General features: G+C 72.1%; 16 protein-coding genes. 9 read left to right on the forward strand and 7 right to left on the reverse strand.

Annotated features, from left to right (window positions below):
- Nucleotides 1-4: 4 nt before the first annotated feature.
- Nucleotides 5-673, forward strand: a complete 669-nt coding sequence (locus E4U91_RS35230; protein ID WP_137310553.1) for a potassium-transporting ATPase subunit C — start codon at nucleotides 5-7, stop codon at nucleotides 671-673.
- An 88-nt stretch (nucleotides 674-761) separates the two neighbouring features.
- Here the strand turns inward: E4U91_RS35230 and E4U91_RS35235 are convergent, their stop codons facing one another.
- From E4U91_RS35235 to E4U91_RS35245, 3 genes are all read right to left on the reverse strand, one after another.
- On the reverse strand, nucleotides 762-1,211 hold the full coding sequence (locus E4U91_RS35235) for a DUF5707 domain-containing protein (protein WP_137310554.1): 450 nt from the start codon (nucleotides 1,209-1,211) through the stop codon (nucleotides 762-764).
- Between the two features lie 223 nt (nucleotides 1,212-1,434).
- Nucleotides 1,435-2,085: a DUF305 domain-containing protein gene (locus E4U91_RS35240; protein ID WP_137310555.1), complete on the reverse strand. Its 651-nt coding sequence runs from the start codon at nucleotides 2,083-2,085 to the stop codon at nucleotides 1,435-1,437.
- A gap of 114 nt (nucleotides 2,086-2,199) precedes the next feature.
- Entirely contained in the window at nucleotides 2,200-2,607 is a 408-nt protein-coding gene (locus tag E4U91_RS35245) for a DUF6153 family protein (protein ID WP_137311179.1), read from the reverse strand.
- A gap of 358 nt (nucleotides 2,608-2,965) precedes the next feature.
- Here E4U91_RS35245 and E4U91_RS35250 point away from each other — a divergent pair, with 358 nt between their 5' ends.
- Nucleotides 2,966-3,286 (forward strand): hypothetical protein, encoded by a 321-nt coding sequence (locus E4U91_RS35250; RefSeq protein ID WP_241678800.1) that lies wholly within the window; start codon nucleotides 2,966-2,968, stop codon nucleotides 3,284-3,286.
- Nucleotides 3,287-3,515: 229 nt separating this feature from the next.
- On the opposite strand, the gene E4U91_RS35255 is transcribed toward E4U91_RS35250, so the two are convergent.
- Nucleotides 3,516-4,334, reverse strand: a complete 819-nt coding sequence (locus E4U91_RS35255; RefSeq protein ID WP_168218230.1) for a siderophore-interacting protein — start codon at nucleotides 4,332-4,334, stop codon at nucleotides 3,516-3,518.
- A 68-nt stretch (nucleotides 4,335-4,402) separates the two neighbouring features.
- Between E4U91_RS35255 and E4U91_RS35260 the strand changes: the two genes are divergently transcribed.
- The 4 genes from E4U91_RS35260 to E4U91_RS35275 all read left to right on the forward strand — a co-directional run bounded on the left by E4U91_RS35260 (nucleotide 4,403) and on the right by E4U91_RS35275 (nucleotide 8,833).
- Nucleotides 4,403-5,275, forward strand: a complete 873-nt coding sequence (locus E4U91_RS35260; RefSeq protein ID WP_137310556.1) for an ABC transporter ATP-binding protein — start codon at nucleotides 4,403-4,405, stop codon at nucleotides 5,273-5,275.
- Nucleotides 5,272-6,252 carry an ABC transporter substrate-binding protein gene (locus E4U91_RS35265; RefSeq protein ID WP_137310557.1) on the forward strand — a complete coding sequence of 327 codons (981 nt, stop codon included), beginning with the start codon at nucleotides 5,272-5,274 and terminating at the stop codon, nucleotides 6,250-6,252. The genes E4U91_RS35260 and E4U91_RS35265 overlap by 4 nt, the downstream gene beginning before the upstream one ends.
- Nucleotides 6,253-6,256: 4 nt before the next feature.
- Nucleotides 6,257-8,323 carry an iron ABC transporter permease gene (locus tag E4U91_RS35270; protein WP_137310558.1) on the forward strand — a complete coding sequence of 689 codons (2,067 nt, stop codon included), beginning with the start codon at nucleotides 6,257-6,259 and terminating at the stop codon, nucleotides 8,321-8,323.
- Between the two features lie 147 nt (nucleotides 8,324-8,470).
- On the forward strand, nucleotides 8,471-8,833 hold the full coding sequence (locus tag E4U91_RS35275; protein WP_323179266.1) for an AQJ64_40280 family protein: 363 nt from the start codon (nucleotides 8,471-8,473) through the stop codon (nucleotides 8,831-8,833).
- A 32-nt stretch (nucleotides 8,834-8,865) separates the two neighbouring features.
- Here the strand turns inward: E4U91_RS35275 and E4U91_RS35280 are convergent, their stop codons facing one another.
- The gene (locus E4U91_RS35280; RefSeq protein ID WP_137310559.1) at nucleotides 8,866-9,972 is read right to left on the reverse strand and encodes a hypothetical protein; all 1,107 of its coding nucleotides are present in this window, start codon (nucleotides 9,970-9,972) and stop codon (nucleotides 8,866-8,868) included.
- Nucleotides 9,973-10,100: 128 nt separating this feature from the next.
- Between E4U91_RS35280 and E4U91_RS35285 the strand changes: the two genes are divergently transcribed.
- From E4U91_RS35285 to E4U91_RS35295, 3 genes are all read left to right on the forward strand, one after another.
- A complete protein-coding gene (locus tag E4U91_RS35285; protein ID WP_137310560.1) occupies nucleotides 10,101-10,493 on the forward strand; it encodes a hypothetical protein in 393 nt (130 codons plus the stop codon).
- A gap of 113 nt (nucleotides 10,494-10,606) precedes the next feature.
- Nucleotides 10,607-11,104, forward strand: coding sequence for a lamin tail domain-containing protein (locus E4U91_RS35290; RefSeq protein ID WP_137310561.1), 498 nt, complete (start codon nucleotides 10,607-10,609; stop codon nucleotides 11,102-11,104).
- Between the two features lie 464 nt (nucleotides 11,105-11,568).
- The gene (locus E4U91_RS35295; protein WP_137310562.1) at nucleotides 11,569-13,125 is read left to right on the forward strand and encodes a pectate lyase family protein; all 1,557 of its coding nucleotides are present in this window, start codon (nucleotides 11,569-11,571) and stop codon (nucleotides 13,123-13,125) included.
- 156 nt (nucleotides 13,126-13,281) lie between these two features.
- Here the strand turns inward: E4U91_RS35295 and E4U91_RS35300 are convergent, their stop codons facing one another.
- A complete protein-coding gene (locus tag E4U91_RS35300) occupies nucleotides 13,282-13,926 on the reverse strand; it encodes a TetR/AcrR family transcriptional regulator (protein ID WP_137310563.1) in 645 nt (214 codons plus the stop codon).
- A gap of 100 nt (nucleotides 13,927-14,026) precedes the next feature.
- Nucleotides 14,027-14,701: a helix-turn-helix transcriptional regulator gene (locus tag E4U91_RS35305; RefSeq protein WP_241678802.1), complete on the reverse strand. Its 675-nt coding sequence runs from the start codon at nucleotides 14,699-14,701 to the stop codon at nucleotides 14,027-14,029.
- Between the last annotated feature and the right edge of the window lie 6 nt (nucleotides 14,702-14,707).

Below are 14,707 nucleotides of genomic sequence, written 5' to 3' on the forward strand. Positions count from 1 at the left end.
CGCCATGAACAACTCAGTGACCCACGCCGCCCGGCTGCTCGGAGCGGGCCTGCGCGCCCTGCTCGTGCTGACCCTGGTGACCGGCGTCCTCTACCCGCTCGCCGTCACCGGCGTGGCCCACACGCTGTTCCCCGGGCGGGCGAACGGCTCCGAGCTCAGGACGGACGGCAGGGTCGTCGGCTCCTCGCTGATCGGTCAGCGGTACGACCTGCCGCAGCAGAAGGGACAGCAGAGCCCCGGCCCGGACCTGAGGTGGTTCCAGGGCCGCCCTGCCGCCGGGCTCGGCGTCAACACCATCAACACCCGGTACTCGTTGCTGCTGTCCGGCGCGACCAACCTCGCCGCCGACAACGAGGTCCTCGTGCGGCAGGTGGAGGACGCCAAGGCCGCCGTCATCAAGGACAACTCGGTGCCCGGCCACCCGGTCCGGGCGTCCGAGGTTCCCGCCGACGCCGTCACCTCCTCCGGCTCCGGGCTGGACCCCGACATCTCCCCGCAGTACGCGAGGATCCAGGTCCACCGGGTCGCCGCCCGGAACGGCCTGCCGGTCACCCGGGTGGCGAAGCTGGTCGCGGACCACACCGAGGGCCGCACCCTCGGCTTCATGGGCGAGCCGCGGGTGAACGTGCTGGAGCTGAACATCGCGCTGAAGGCGTTGGCGGCGAAGCACTGACGATCACCGTGCCGGGCAAGGGAGGTGACGGACGGGGACCCTTCCCGCCCGTCACCCCCTGGCCGCGCCACTCGCCCGCGTCCCTGGCTCACACGGAGAAGTCGGCGGCCTTGGCGTCGAAGGTGCTGTGGCCGTCCTCGTCGGTGGCCAGGACGGCCACGTGCCACCGTCCCCGTGGGGAGGTGTCGGCATCGCCGCGCGAGACGGTGACGCGGTAGGTGCAGCGCGCGGTGTGCCCGCCCGCGGGCGTGCAGCGGGCCGATGCGACGTATGCCATTTCCCTGGCGGTGGGGGCCTTCTTCGTCAGCGACGAGGTGGCCGGCCAGGCCAGTACCTTCACGCTCTTGAGGCCTGCGGAGGCGGTGACTTCGGTGGTGAAGCCCAGCGAGCCGGCACGGTCGGCCGCGGGAGCGGCGTAACGGGCCGTGCTGTGCGTCAGTACCGGCGGCTGGTCACCGGCGTAGGCGAGGGCGAAGGCGCCGGCGCCTGCGAGGACCACAGCACCGGCAACCGTGGAGATGACGATACGACGCGACATGGAGGTTCCCCTGACAGTCTCAACTGGATCACACGGGCGCCCTGTTGGCGCCGTGTGACCAGCTTGGCCGCTCGCCAAGCCGCGGGTATGGGCGCACGTACTCAACTCGTGCATGAGTAAAGGGCCTTGAGCGCATGGGCTGATCGGGACGCTGGGCCGCAGTCCGAGTCCGCCGTGGGCCCGGGGGCGGGCGCCCGCGGGCACCCGCCCCCGGGCACGCGGGTCAGCGCGTGCCGAGCAGCAGCTCGTGCATCTGAGCGATCTCGGCGGACTGTGAGGTGACGATGGCGTCGGCCATGGCCTTGGCGTCGGGGGAGGCGCCCTCGGCCTTCTCCGTCCTGGCCATCGCCACCGCCCCGTCGTGGTGCTTGATCATCATCTCCAGGAAGGCGGTGTCGAACGCCTTGCCGGAGGCCTTCTCCAACTGGTCCATCTCCTCCATGGTCATCATGCCGCCGGATGCACCGCCGTGCAGGGAGTGGTCCATGGCTCCCGCCGCGGGTACGTCCTCGCCCCAGGAGGTCAGCCAGCCCGACAGCTTCTCGATCTCGGGATCCTGGGCCCTCTGGATGTCGGCGGCGAGCTTCTTCACCTCGGCCGACCGAGCCCGCCCGGGCGCGAGGTCGGCCATCTCCACGGCCTGGCGGTGGTGCGGGACCATCCCCTCGGCGAAGGCGACGTCGGCCGCGTTGTGCTGTCCCGGGGATGCCGCCGCGGAGGCGGCGGGGGAAGCGGTGTCGCTGGGGTGGCCGCCGGGTCCGGCTGAGTTGTCGCGGTTGTCGTCGTTGCCACCGCAGGCGGCCAGGACGAGTGCTGCCGCACTTGCGGCGGCGAGGACAGTGGTACGGCGGAACGGGGAACGCGTGCGGATCATGGTGGTGCAGCTCCTTGATGCGCGCCGGTCACGGGCGCGCGGTGGATGGCATCAGGGCGTGCGGGAGCACGGCACCCGCGCCCTGGGGCGCTGAGGGGTACCGGGCGGGCCGCTCTACATCCGCAGGAGCTGCAGTTCGGACAGGTCGGGCGGGGCGCGTCCGTCGTGGGGCGAGCTGGTGGGGGATGAGGCCGGGTCAGTGGCGGCAGGTGCGTGCAGCACGGGACCGGCGGCCGGCGCCGGCGGTGTGTACGACGAGCTGATACCGCCAGCCGCACAGGTGGCGTCGGCATGATCGAGATGCCCGGACCCGCCGTCCGTGTGCCGACATCCCCCGTCCGCGTGCGGGACGCCGTTAGCGTCGGGCATGACCATCGGGCGGCCGACCCCCGTAGGCACCGCCGTCACGGCAGCACCCGGCGCCAGGCCGTGCATGCCCAGCACCCCGCTCAGCACCGCGAGCACCAGCAGCACGAACAACCGCCCGAGGGGGCGGCTGTTGCTGCGGCTGCGGGTGGTCACGGAACGTATCGTACGGTGCCGTCGACGCAAGCCGTCGCAGATGCGCCGCGGGCAGTGGAACACGCTGTCGGAGGCCTTGACCACGGCGTGGGGCGCGATGAGCCACATCCGTTCTGAGGCGACAACCATGCCGGAGTCCCGGAACGCATCGCGCAGCGCGAACGCCCGCTCGTCGTCGGAGGAGTGCTCTCGCGTAGCCAGTTGGGCCGGCGCCAGGTTGGCTGGACTCATGACCACGGCGGAAGTGTCCGTCCTCGGTGGTCACTTGAGACCCACCAGCTCCTCGCTCCCGCAACCCCTTTCGCGGCACCGACGTCCAACTCCATGCCGTACGGCTGTCGATGACCAGGGAGAGCGCGTGACGAAGAAGCACCAGAGGGCGGACGCGGCGGGCGAGAAGGACCGCGAGAAGTGGATGGCGCGTTTCCAGGTGCGGCTGGCCATGCAGCCGGGCGTGGACCGGGCAGTGGTGCTCCGGGCGGTGAAGGACGTCACGGCCCACTGCGCGGACACGGGGGAGCACCCGCGGACCGCCTTCGGCGACCCGGACGCCTACGCCGTGCAGGCCGCGGAGCGGCTGGTGCCGGCGGACCGGGCGGCGCGCGCGAGGCAGCGCAACGCCGTGACGGAAGCGCTCGACTCGGTGTTCAAGAGGGCCGGGGACATCCCCGGTCTGTGAGCCTGTCCGCCGGGCCAGGAGACAGCGGCACGGGCGGGCTCCCGCCCCGGCTCGGGGGGTCTCGGGACGGGAGCCCTACCTCACCCTTCCCCCGCACCCGGGCGGACGGATGCAGCGTCTTGCGCGGCCGCAACGACACTTCCTCCTGCGCCTGGACGCCTATGCCACGGTCGCGGATGCCGTCCAGCGACTCGCGCCGCGACAGGAGGCGTGCCCGGCATCAGGGCGCTCAGGCCGCCGCAGCCCCCTCGTGCCGCCAGAAGCCCGAGAAGACGATGCGCTCCTTCGACAGGCCCAGTCGGCGCAGGTGCCGGCGGCCCCCCGTGGCCAGCGTCGACTCGCCGACGACGAAGGCGTAGCCGGTCTCGGCCGCGGCGGTGTGGCGGAGCAGTTCGCCGAGTGCGCCGGTGCCGGGCACGGCGGTGCTGTCCTCGCGGACGATCCAGGTGACGGACATCCCGGGCGGGGCGTCCAGCGTGCGCCGGTCGCCGGCCGTGGGCACCTCCTGGATGAGGCGCCCGACGGTGTCCCGCGGCAGGGAGCGCAGGATGTTCGTGGTGGCGGGCAGCCCGGTCTCGTCCGCGACCACGATCACCTCGGCGGCGTCCGCCGGGCAGTCGAAGAGGACGCCCTGGTCCAGCAGGGCGAGCGCGTCGCCGGGACGGGCGGCGCAGGCCCAGATGGCGGCCCGGCCCTCCAACTGGCCCGACGGGCTGCGGTGCACGACGAAGTCGATGTCCATCTCGGCCGCTTCGGGACGGAAGTCGGCCACCGTGTAGTTCGCGCAGTGCGGGCGTTCCCGCTCGGGGATGGCGAGGTAGGGCTGCCACCACCGGGTCCCGGTCACCTCGGGCAGCCGCAGGGCCTGCTGGTGCGGGAGTTGCAGGAAGAGCCGGAACCAGTGGTCGTAGCGCAGCCACGGGAACCCGCCCAGGTCGTCGCCCGTGACGGTGACGCGGTGGAGGGAGGGGGAGACCCGCTCGGTGCGTACGACCTCCGCGCGGAACATCCGCGGATTCTGCGGCATCAGCCGATGGACCCTCGCCATGCAGGCACTTCCCCTCAGTGGTTCGACCCCGGGAAACCGAGTTAGTGAGGTTAGGCTAACCTAAGCGTGTGAGTCCTGGTGAAGAGACGACCGAGCCCTCCCGCTCCCGTGGTCACGCGCTGACCGCCCGGAGCGTGACCGTGTCCTACGACGGGACCGACGTCGTGCACGACGCGGCCCTCGAACTGCGGTCCGGGCAGGTGACCGCACTCGTCGGACCGAACGGCAGCGGCAAGTCCTCGCTGCTGCGCACCCTGGCCCGGTTGCAGCGCGCCCGCACCGCCACCCTCACCCTCGGCGACTCGACGGCCGCCGCCACCGACGGACTCGCCCTGACGGCCCGCGAGTTCTCGCGCCGGGTGGCGCTGCTGACGCAGGGACGTCCCACTCCGAGCGGCCTGACCGTACGGGACGTCGTCGAGTTCGGCCGCTTCCCCCGCCGGGGGCGCTGGGGTCGCACGGACCCCGACGGCGCGGGGGCGGTACGACGAGCCCTGGCGCTCACCGACCTGGAAGCCCTCGCCGAACGCGGAGCGGAACACCTCTCGGGCGGCCAGCTCCAGCGCGTGTGGCTCGCCGGCTGCCTCGCCCAGGACACCGGAGTGCTCCTGCTCGACGAACCCACCACCTACCTCGACCTCCGCTATCAGGTCGAACTGCTCGACCTGATCCGGGACTTGGCGGACGACCACGGCATCGCCGTCGGCGTCGTCCTGCACGACCTCGACCAGGCCGCCGCCGTCGCCGACCGGATCGCCCTGCTGCACGCGGGCCGCGTCATCGCCGACGGACCCCCCGAGGACGTACTGACCGCCGAACGCCTCACCGCCGCCTACGGCATCCGCATCGACGTCGACACCGACCCCCTCACCGGCCGCCTGCGCACCCGCGCCATCGGCCGCCACCACGCACGTACCGAAAGGCTCAGCACCACCTCATGAGACGCTCCCCGATCTCTCTGATCTCCCTGACCGCGACCGTGTCCGCCGCCCTCGCCCTGGCCGGCTGCGGTACGACCCAGCCCGCCGCCGACAGCGCCGCGTCGAGCGCGCAGCGCATCACCCTCACCGACGCGAGCGGCGCGAAGGTCACGCTCGACGGGCCCGCCGAAAAAGTCGTCGGCACCGAATGGAACGTCGTGGAGAGCCTCCTGACCCTCGGCGTCGAACCGGTCGGCGTCGCCGACGCCAAGGGGTACCGGACCTGGGACACCGCCGCCCCGCTGACCGGCTCACCCAGGGACATCGGCACCCGCGGCGAGCCCAGCACGGACACCGTCGCCTCGCTCGCCCCGGACCTCATCGTCGCCACCACCGACCTGCCGGCGGCCGCCGTCAAGCAGTTCCGGGGCATCGCCCCCGTCCTCCAGGTCCGCTCCGCCGACGCCGGCGACCAGATCGGCCAGATGCGCGAGAACCTCGACCTCATCGCCCGGGCCACCGGCACCACAGCCGAGGCACAGAAGGCGGAGAAGGCCTTTGACGCCAAGGTCGCCGAGGGCCGGAAGGCGCTCGCCGACGCCGGGCTCGGCGGCCGGAAGCTCGCCTTCGCCGACGGCTACGTCGCCTCGAACCAGGTCACCGTCCGCCCGTACACCAGCGGCTCCCTGGTCGGCGCCGTCAACGAGGCGATCGGGCTCGAGAACGCCTGGACGGTCAAGGGCGACGCGAGCTACGGCCTCGCCACCACTGACGTCGAGGGCCTGTCCGCCCTCGGCGACGTGCAGTTCGCCTACATCGACAACAACAGCCAGTCCGACCCCTTCGCCGAGGGCCTCGCGAAGAACGCCGTCTGGAAGGGCCTGCCGTTCGTCAAGCAGGGCAACGTCCACCGACTGCCCGACGGCATCTGGATGTTCGGCGGCCACCGGTCGATGCAGGCGTACATCGACGCCGTCGTCGACGCCCTCACGAAGTAGCGCCATGGCCGTCACCGCACCGGCTCCCGCCACCGACTCGCCGGCCGTCCCCACCCGTTCGGGCGTGGCGGCGGTGACGGCCGTGCTCGTGCTCCTGGTCGCCGTCCTCGCGGCCGTCGACATCACCCAGGGCACCGCGGCCGTCGGCGCCACCGACGTCTGGCACGCCCTCACCGGCCGTGCCGGGCCCGGCGACGCGTCCGTCGTGATCGCCTCCCGCCTGCCCCGCATGACGGCCGGCCTGCTGGTCGGCGCCGCGCTCGGCACGGCCGGCGCGGCCCTGCAGGCCGTCAGCCGCAACCCACTCGCCGCCCCCGACACCCTCGCCGTGAACGCCGGTTCCTACCTGGCGCTGGGCGTGCTCGGCGTCACGGGCCTCTCCCTGCCGCTGCTCGCCTCCTCCGGCGTCGCCTTCCTCGGCGCGCTCACCGCCGCGGCGGTCGTGCTGTCCCTGTCCGGCCTGGGCACCGGCACCGTCCGCCTCGTCCTCGCGGGCAGCGCCCTCACACTCGGACTGACCTCCCTCACCCAGGGGCTGCTCCTGCTCTTCCCCCAACGGACGAACGGGCTCTACCAGTGGAGCCAGGGCAGCATCAGCCAGAACGGCTTCGACGGCGTCGTACAGATGGCGCCCGTCGCCGCCGTCGCCGTCCTGGGGCTGTTCCTGGTGGCCCGCCGCGTGGACGCCCTCGCCCTCGGCGACGACGCCGCGCGCGGACTCGGCGTCCCGGTCCGCGCCACCCGCGTCACGGTCGTGGTGCTGGTGTCCCTGCTCGCCGCCGCGGCGGTCACCCTCGCCGGCCCCGTCGGCTTCGTCGGGCTGTGCGCCCCGGCGCTGGTCCGTCCGCTCGCCCGCCGGGTCCGGCCCCTGGTGCGGATGCGGGCGAGCCTGCCCGTGACCGCGCTGGCCGGCGCCGGTCTGGTGCTCGGCGCGGACGTCCTGCTGCGGGCGACCGTCCCGCCCGAGTCGGCCGTCGCCGTGCCCACCGGCGTCGTGACCAGCATCGTCGGCGCGGTCTTCCTCGTGGCGATGGCACTGCGGGTACGCGACTCGGCGGCGGCGAGCGCCCCGGAACGCCTGCGCATCCCGACCCGGGCGGTGTTCCTCGCGACGGTGGCCGTGCTCGTCGGCGTCCTGGTCACGGTGCTCCTCGCCGGAGTCCTCCTCGGTGACACGACACTGCTCCTGGGCGACGTCGTGAACTGGGCGCGCGGCACCGCCGTGCAGCCCGTCTCCTACGTCCTCGACACCCGCGTCCCCCGGGTCCTCGCGGCGCTCCTCGCGGGAGCCGCGCTCGCCCTGTCCGGCACCCTCGTCCAGGCCGTCACCCGCAACCCGCTCGCCGAACCGGGTGTCCTCGGCGTCTCCGGCGGAGCGGCCCTGGGCGCGGTCCTGCTCGTCACGACGGTCCCGTCCGCCGGTTCCTGGGGCGTGGCCGGCGCCGCCTTCGCGGGTGCCGCGCTCACCGCGCTCGTCGTGTTCGGCCTCGCCGCCCGCGGCGGTTTCGGTCAGAACCGGCTCGTCCTGGTGGGCGTCGGCGTGTCCGCCGCGACGAGCGCCCTCATCGGCCTGTTCATCGTGCTGACCGACCCCTTCAACGCGACGAAGGCCCTCACCTGGCTGTCCGGTTCGACCTACGGCCGCACCCTGCCGGACACCCTGCCCGTCGCGGCCGCGCTCGTCCTGGGCATCGCGCTCGCGCTGGTACGGCGCACCGAACTGGACCTGGTCTCCCTCGACGACGACACGCCCGCGCTGCTCGGCCTCCGCCTGGCGCCGGCCCGGCTGGGCTTCCTGGTCGCCGCCGTCCTGCTGAGCGCCACCGCGGTCGCCGCGGCGGGCACCATCGGCTTCGTCGGCCTCGTCGCTCCGCATGCGGCCCGCGCCCTCGTGGGCCGCCGTCACGTACGGGTGGTCCCGGTGACCCTGCTGCTGGGCGCGGCCCTGGTCGGCACCGCCGACCTCCTCGGCCGCACGATGATCGCCCCGGCCCAGCTGGGAGCGGGACTGATGACAGCCGTGATCGGCACGCCGTACTTCCTGTACTTGCTGATGCGGGCCCGCCGTTGACCCGGGGAAGCCGCCGGGGGTTCGCCTCGCCACGCGGCCCGACGCCGCGCAACCCCGGGGAGTCGCCGCGCGTCTGTGCACGTACGTGACGACTTCATTCGTGTGCGGCGTCAGATCGGAAGCGCCGTCACAGAGGCGGAGTTGAGCTTGCAGACCGTTGTCGAGTGGGTGGACGCCCGTGAGAGGCTCCCTCGTCCCGGCATCCCCGTGGCGGCCGCGACGCACGGCTTCTATCCACCTGAGGCCCCGGACAGCGAAGGAGTCGGCGAAGAGTTCTGGCTGGTCCTCTCCCTGTACTTCACCGACCGGTACTTCGCCGAGGACGGCAGCACCTACGAGAACTGCTTCGTCGACTCCGACCGGGTCGTCCGGTTCCCGCCCGGGGGAGGCAGTGCCGAGGTCGTCACCCATTGGGCGGCGCTGCCCACGCTCCCGGGCAGCCCGCACACGCTGGTGATGGGTGCGGACGTGCAGCCGGCGCTGCGGCGAGCCCACGGGGGCGGCGACTGACGCAGCTGCGGTGGGCAGTCGGCGTCAGCCGATCAGAACAGGCGGGACCAGGCGCCGTGGGTCAGCTTTTCGAGGATCCTGCTCAGCCACGGGCTGCGCACGGCGGGCAGCCGGACCAAGGTGTGCTGGAACGTTCCCCGGTCCGCCCGCAACGGGCCGTGGGGGAGCGGAGGGAGAGGGTCGTCGCGGAGGACCCACAGGGGCAGGTGGCCTGAGGCCGGAACCGGTGGATCCGGCCGGGGAGAGACCAGCCACAGCCACACCCCCAGTGGCAGCGGCACCAGGTGGACCGATCCCGTCGGGTGGGCCGGGGCCCAGGCCTGGCCCGTCCGGGGGTGGACCGGCACGAGAAGGATGTCGACGCCCGCATCCGGGGGAGGTTGCCCCGGTCCAGCGAGCACGGCTCGCCGCTCCGGGGCGCCGGCCGGCAGGAGGGCGTCGAGCGCGGGCCGGAAGACGTCCGCGGTCAGGCCGTCCGGGACCTCCACCGGCTGCCCTTCGGAGGCGACCAGCAGGTGAGCGAGCGCATGCCCGGCTGCCGCCTCCCACCGGGGGCTCCACGACCAGTAGTGGCTCGTCCCCAACTGCCCGCCCCACGTGGCGATCGCCTCGAACGGAGGCGTCCTCTCCCCCTGTGCCACCAATTCCGCCCAGGACAAGGACGCGGTGCGGCCACCGTCCAGGGGGAGGCGGTGCACGGCCTCCGCGTCGAGCCGTACCGCCTGCCAGAGCGAGCAGTCGTCGATCCTCGTAGCGACGGAGAGGCCGCATCCCTCGCAAGCCATGTTGGGTCCGTCGCCTCCGTCGAGGCCGCAGCAGGCTCCGCCGAGCCTCTCGGGCATCAACCGCGTCCCACGGACATCACCGGGCGCGATGACACCCGCCCCGGGCGCGCGGTCGGACAGGGCATGGACCGGCGCGTAGATGCCGCGCGCCTCCGCCTCACCCGGTTCGAGTTCCTCCCACGTCCGCCACGGGCCGCCCCAAGGGTCCGGGTCGACGGCGAAGGTCCCGGCCTCCATGAGCACCGGGAGCTGGACCCCGTTGCCGTACTTCTGACGGGCGTGCACCGGCAGCGCGACCTGGGACAGCGGGGCGGTCAGCTCGGTACCGCACCCCGCACACACGAACACGAACAAGCGTCCTCCGGGTAGTTCGGACGCATCGTTGCAGCCTCGCCGGGCGCGAACCAACCTGATTTTCGACCCGTTGAGGCCACATGCGATCCCCGAGCCAGGGCATCCGGCTTCTCACGCGACAGGGGGTCATGATGGACGTGAGGCTGGGGAACTCGCTGGCGTACGGCGGCACGCACGACCCGTCCGACTGGGCGGCGGTCGCCGCGATTCTCGTGCTCTACCTGGTGTTCGGGTACGGCCTGGAGTACCGGTCGAAGAAGCGCAAGGGCGTCGCGCGCCCGGCGAAAGCAGCTGTCAAGGGGCTGTTCTCCGAACGCCAGGGCGTCGATCCGGGGCAGCGATTCGCCAGTCGCATGCTGATGCTGGGCGGCGCGCTCCTGACCGGAGCCACCGGGTACTTCACCCGGACCGCACCCACGGCCGTGCAGTTCTTGGCCATGGGTGTCGTGGGGCTGCTCTGCATCTTCGGGTTGGCCTACTTCGACCACCGCACGGAGCCGCGCGACGAGAACGGTTCGTGAGCTGCACCTTTTCATCTCCTTCACGATGTGGACACCCGACCCTCATGAAGTGCGGTCCCTTAGGTAGGCTCCCCACCGCACCAACCGCACTGCACGAGGGGGGTACTTCACCCATGCACATACGACGCCACGTCCTGACGGTCGCCGCCGCTGCCGGCGCGCTCGCCGTCGTCACCGCGGCCCCGGCCCAGGCCGCCGAGTACTCGTCCGCGCTGAAGATCAAGGGCGTCCAGTACGACGCGCCGGGCGCGGACTCCAACCGCTGCTCGGGCGGCAACACCAAGGACGAGTACCTGACGATCAAGAACTACTCGCGCACGGCGACCGTCGACCTCAAGGGCTACGTCGTCAAGGACGCCACCGGCAACAAGTTCACCTTCACCACCACCCACCGGCTGGAGCCCGGCGACTACGTGAAGCTCCGTGGCGGCCGCGGCACCAACTCCGACGCCGGCAACGTCGTCTACCGCCAGAACTGCAACTTCATCTGGAACAACGACAAGGACACCATCTACCTGCTCAAGCCCGGCGGTGCCCGCGCGGACGTGCACTCCTACACCAAGTCCGCCAACGACCGCGACGGCAACGGGTACATCACCTACCACGGCTGACCGTTGTTCCCGGCTGGGCGGCACCCCGTGCTGCCCAGCCCCCGCGACGGCGCGGATCCGCCCCGCGCCCGCCCGATGAGCCCGCAACTCCGCACGGAGCCGTAGCCGCATCCTCACCCGCATCAGCGCCAGCACCCTAAGGGTGCCGTCAGGCGCGCCGGCCGTGCATGCGCGAACCCTTGTCTCCTTTCGGGTGCCACCCTATTCTCGCCCTTGTAGAAAGCGCTTTCGGGATGGTCGGTGCTTCACCGGACCGGTGACGGCGTCACATCTCAGCAGCTCAACTCATGTGCGACCCGGCACCATCCGCGCCCACGACGCGCTGCGGAGCCGGGAACTGAGGGGTTTGGCAGAAAACGCTTGACGCTCGCACCGGCCCCCTCGCAAGCACCCCGCACTCCGCACCCCGTACCCCCGGCATGCGCGGCGCCCGCCGCCATGCGACGACGACAAGCGAGGCGAGGATGAGACGACCAGTCGCGATACGGCTCTCGGCGGCCACGGCCACCCTGGCCCTGGCGGCGGCGACCGGAGCGGTGCTGTCGGCATCGGCGACGACCGCATCGGCCGCGGCGAGCGGCGCCACCGGATACGCGTCCCAGAACGGCGGCACCACGGGCGGGGCGGGCGGACAGACGGTCCGCGCCACCACCGGCACCGCCATTCACCAGGCCCTGTGCAGCCGGGCCAGCAGCTCCACCCCGATCGTCATCCAGGTCGAGGGCACCATCAACCACGGCAACACCAGCAAGGTCTCCGGCAGCAGTTGCTCCACGGCCGCCGACAGGATCGAGCTGAAGCAGATCAGCAACGTCACGATCGTCGGCGTCGGCAGCGGTGCCGTCTTCGACCAACTGGGCATCCACATCAGAGAGTCCAGCAACATCGTGATCCAGAACGTGACCGTCCGCAACGTCAAGAAGTCCGGCTCGCCCACCTCCAACGGCGGTGACGCCATCGGCATGGAGAGCGACGTCCGCAACGTCTGGGTCGACCACGTCACCCTGGAGGCGTCCGGCGGCGAGGCGGAGGGCTTCGACGGCCTCTTCGACATGAAGGACAACACCCAGTACGTGACGCTGTCCTACAGCGTGCTGCGCAATTCCGGCCGCGGCGGCCTGATCGGCTCCAGCGAGACCGACCGCTCCAACGGCTACGTCACCTTCCACCACAACCTGTACGAGAACATCGACTCCCGCGCGCCCCTGCTGCGCGGCGGCATCGCCCACATCTACGACAACCACTACGTGAACCTCACCAAGTCCGGCATCAACTCCCGGGCCGGGGCGAAGGCGAGGGTCGACAACAACTATTTCGAGGACTCCAAGGACGTCCTCGGCACGTTCTACACGGACGAGGCCGGCTCCTGGCAGGTCAACGGCAACATCTTCGACAACGTGACGTGGTCGGAGCGGGCCGCGGACAACAACCCGGCGGGCCCGAACCCGCAGTCGAACACGACTGTGAGCATCCCCTACTCCTACGCCCTCGACGACGCGTCCTGCGTGCCGGGGATCGTGAGCCGGACCGCCGGCGCCGACAAGGGCCTGCTGGTGTCGGACGGCAGCTGCTCCGCCCAGTCGCCCGACCCCACGACCCCGACGCCGACCCCGACCGATCCGACGCCCACGCAGCCCACGCCGACCCCGACCGGCCCCACCGGCACCAACCTCAGCCTGTCCGCCGGCGCCGACGGCTCGTCCAAGGCCGGCGGCACCAGCTACGGCAACGTACGCGACGGCGACCTGGGCACCTACTGGTCGCCGGCCGGGTCGACCGGGTCCGTGTCCGTCAAGTGGGGCTCCGCGACCACCGTGTCCAGGGCGGTCGTCCGGGAGGCCGCCGGCGGAGCCGTCACCGCCTGGAAGCTGGTCGACGCCGATACGGGCGGGGTGCTCGCCTCCGGGAGCGGCACCGGGGTGATCAGCTTCCCCACCACCTCGCTGAAGAAGCTCACCTTCCAGATCACCGCCGCCTCGGGCACACCGAGGATCGCCGAGTTCGAGACCTACGCGGGCTAGGCCGGGACGCTCCCCCCACCTCGCTGCTCGTCCTCGTGCGGGCAGCGAGGCCGGGCAGCAGAGGGGCGGCGAGGGGCGGCGAGAGCACGGGCAAGGTCAGCCGGCACCTGGCCGCTTCCTCGCGGACCAGGCACGGTTCGTCCGGCGGCTGCCGCGTCACGCCGCCTGGGCGCACAGCCCGAAGGCCCGCGTCAGCTCCTGGGCGCAACGGTCCAGGTCCACCGCCTCGTGGCGCAGGTACTGGCACAGGACACCGTCGATGGCCCCCCGTAGGGCGAACGCCATGGTGCGGCAGTCGAACGCCCCGAACTCGCCCGCCCGCACCCCGTGTTCCAGCAGCGCGGCCAGTCGCTCCACGCAGAGGATGTCCTGCTCGACCCGCTCCAGCCCCGTACTGCCGCGGTCGCGGGCCATGGCGACGATCTCGACCAGGGCGAGGGTGTGGGTGGGGTACGTCGACGCGAACTCGAAGGTCGATCCGATGAACACCCCCAGCTTCCCGCGGTAGGTGTCCACCTCCCGCAGCCGGGGCTCGAGCATCGTCTCGGCCTTGCCCATGATGGTGTGGGCGACCTCCGTGATGAGCTCGGGCTTCCCGGAGAAGTGGTAGGAGATCATGCCGGTGCTGCACAGCCGTGCTTGGCGCGAGATCCTGCTGAACGTCGTCCGGGTGTATCCGCTTTCGGCCAGCGTCTCGATGGCGGCTTGGACTATCTGCGCCCTGCGCGCCCGCTGCGTGAAGGTGAAGCTGCTGGTGGGACCCGCTTCGGTCGCCGTGGCCTTGCGGTTGTCAGATCGCATGCGGAGGTGTCCAAGGGGTGTGGTGGTGGTCGGCGTGGTCACCGCGGCGGGCGCGGGGCCGTCGTCCGCGTCCCGGGCGGGAGGGAGAACGAGGCGCGGCTCAGCGCTCCCGCTCGAAGAACTCGGGCAGGACGCGTGGTGGCCACTGCCCGACGGCGAGCATGCCGAGGGAATGCGCGCGGGCGACGAGCGCGGCCCGGTTGGGCGCCTCCATCCGGCGGAGCATCAGCCGGATGTGGTACTCGACCCCCTGTCGGCTCAGGTACAGCCTGGCTGCCAACTGGACCGTCGAGGCACCGCTGGCGATGCCCTCCAGGATCTGGGCGTCGAGCGGGTCCAGGAGTATCCGCGAGGTGGCCGGGAGCGGGTCGCAGCTCGCGCGCGGGGGCTGCTCGTCGGGGCGGACCTGCACGACGATGCCGGCGAACCGGCCGGCCAGGTTCTGCACCGCCACGCCGGTCAGCTCGCCCGAGAAGACGCGGCCGGACCTGCCCACGCCGACCATGCGTTCGGCGAAGCGCTCGCAGCGGCCCCGCGAGAGCCGGGCGAAGTGCCCGTGGAGCGCGGGCGGGCAACTCGGGTGCAACAAGTCGAAGAGGCTGCGACCGCAGGTGTCGGCCGAGGTGCGGTCGAATTGACGCGCGAAGTCCGGTTCGGCCGCGACGATGCACATGTCCGGGTCGACGTGCGCCGTGTAGGCGCCGTGGCCGTGGTGGGGGAGAGCCCGGCCCGCACCGGGGTACCGGGGGAGGAGGCCGGAGGGTGACGTCGTCATCGGGTC

The sequence above is a fragment of the Streptomyces lasalocidi genome, from assembly GCF_005280215.1.
GTDB lineage: Bacteria > Actinomycetota > Actinomycetes > Streptomycetales > Streptomycetaceae > Streptomyces > Streptomyces longwoodensis.

Excerpts from the sequence above, each read along its gene's own strand:
- E4U91_RS35235 (WP_137310554.1), bottom strand. The coding sequence starts at position 1,211 with ATGTCGCGTCGTATCGTCATCTCCACGGTTGCCGGTGCTGTGGTCCTC.
- E4U91_RS35295 (WP_137310562.1), top strand. The coding sequence starts at position 11,569 with ATGAGACGACCAGTCGCGATACGGCTCTCGGCGGCCACGGCCACCCTG.
- E4U91_RS35305 (WP_241678802.1), bottom strand. The coding sequence starts at position 14,701 with ATGACGACGTCACCCTCCGGCCTCCTCCCCCGGTACCCCGGTGCGGGC.
- E4U91_RS35240 (WP_137310555.1), bottom strand. The coding sequence starts at position 2,085 with ATGATCCGCACGCGTTCCCCGTTCCGCCGTACCACTGTCCTCGCCGCC.
- E4U91_RS35255 (WP_168218230.1), bottom strand. The coding sequence starts at position 4,334 with ATGGCGAGGGTCCATCGGCTGATGCCGCAGAATCCGCGGATGTTCCGC.
- E4U91_RS35285 (WP_137310560.1), top strand. The coding sequence starts at position 10,101 with ATGATGGACGTGAGGCTGGGGAACTCGCTGGCGTACGGCGGCACGCAC.
- E4U91_RS35290 (WP_137310561.1), top strand. The coding sequence starts at position 10,607 with ATGCACATACGACGCCACGTCCTGACGGTCGCCGCCGCTGCCGGCGCG.
- E4U91_RS35230 (WP_137310553.1), top strand. The coding sequence starts at position 5 with ATGAACAACTCAGTGACCCACGCCGCCCGGCTGCTCGGAGCGGGCCTG.
- E4U91_RS35270 (WP_137310558.1), top strand. The coding sequence starts at position 6,257 with ATGGCCGTCACCGCACCGGCTCCCGCCACCGACTCGCCGGCCGTCCCC.
- E4U91_RS35300 (WP_137310563.1), bottom strand. The coding sequence starts at position 13,926 with ATGCGATCTGACAACCGCAAGGCCACGGCGACCGAAGCGGGTCCCACC.
- E4U91_RS35265 (WP_137310557.1), top strand. The coding sequence starts at position 5,272 with ATGAGACGCTCCCCGATCTCTCTGATCTCCCTGACCGCGACCGTGTCC.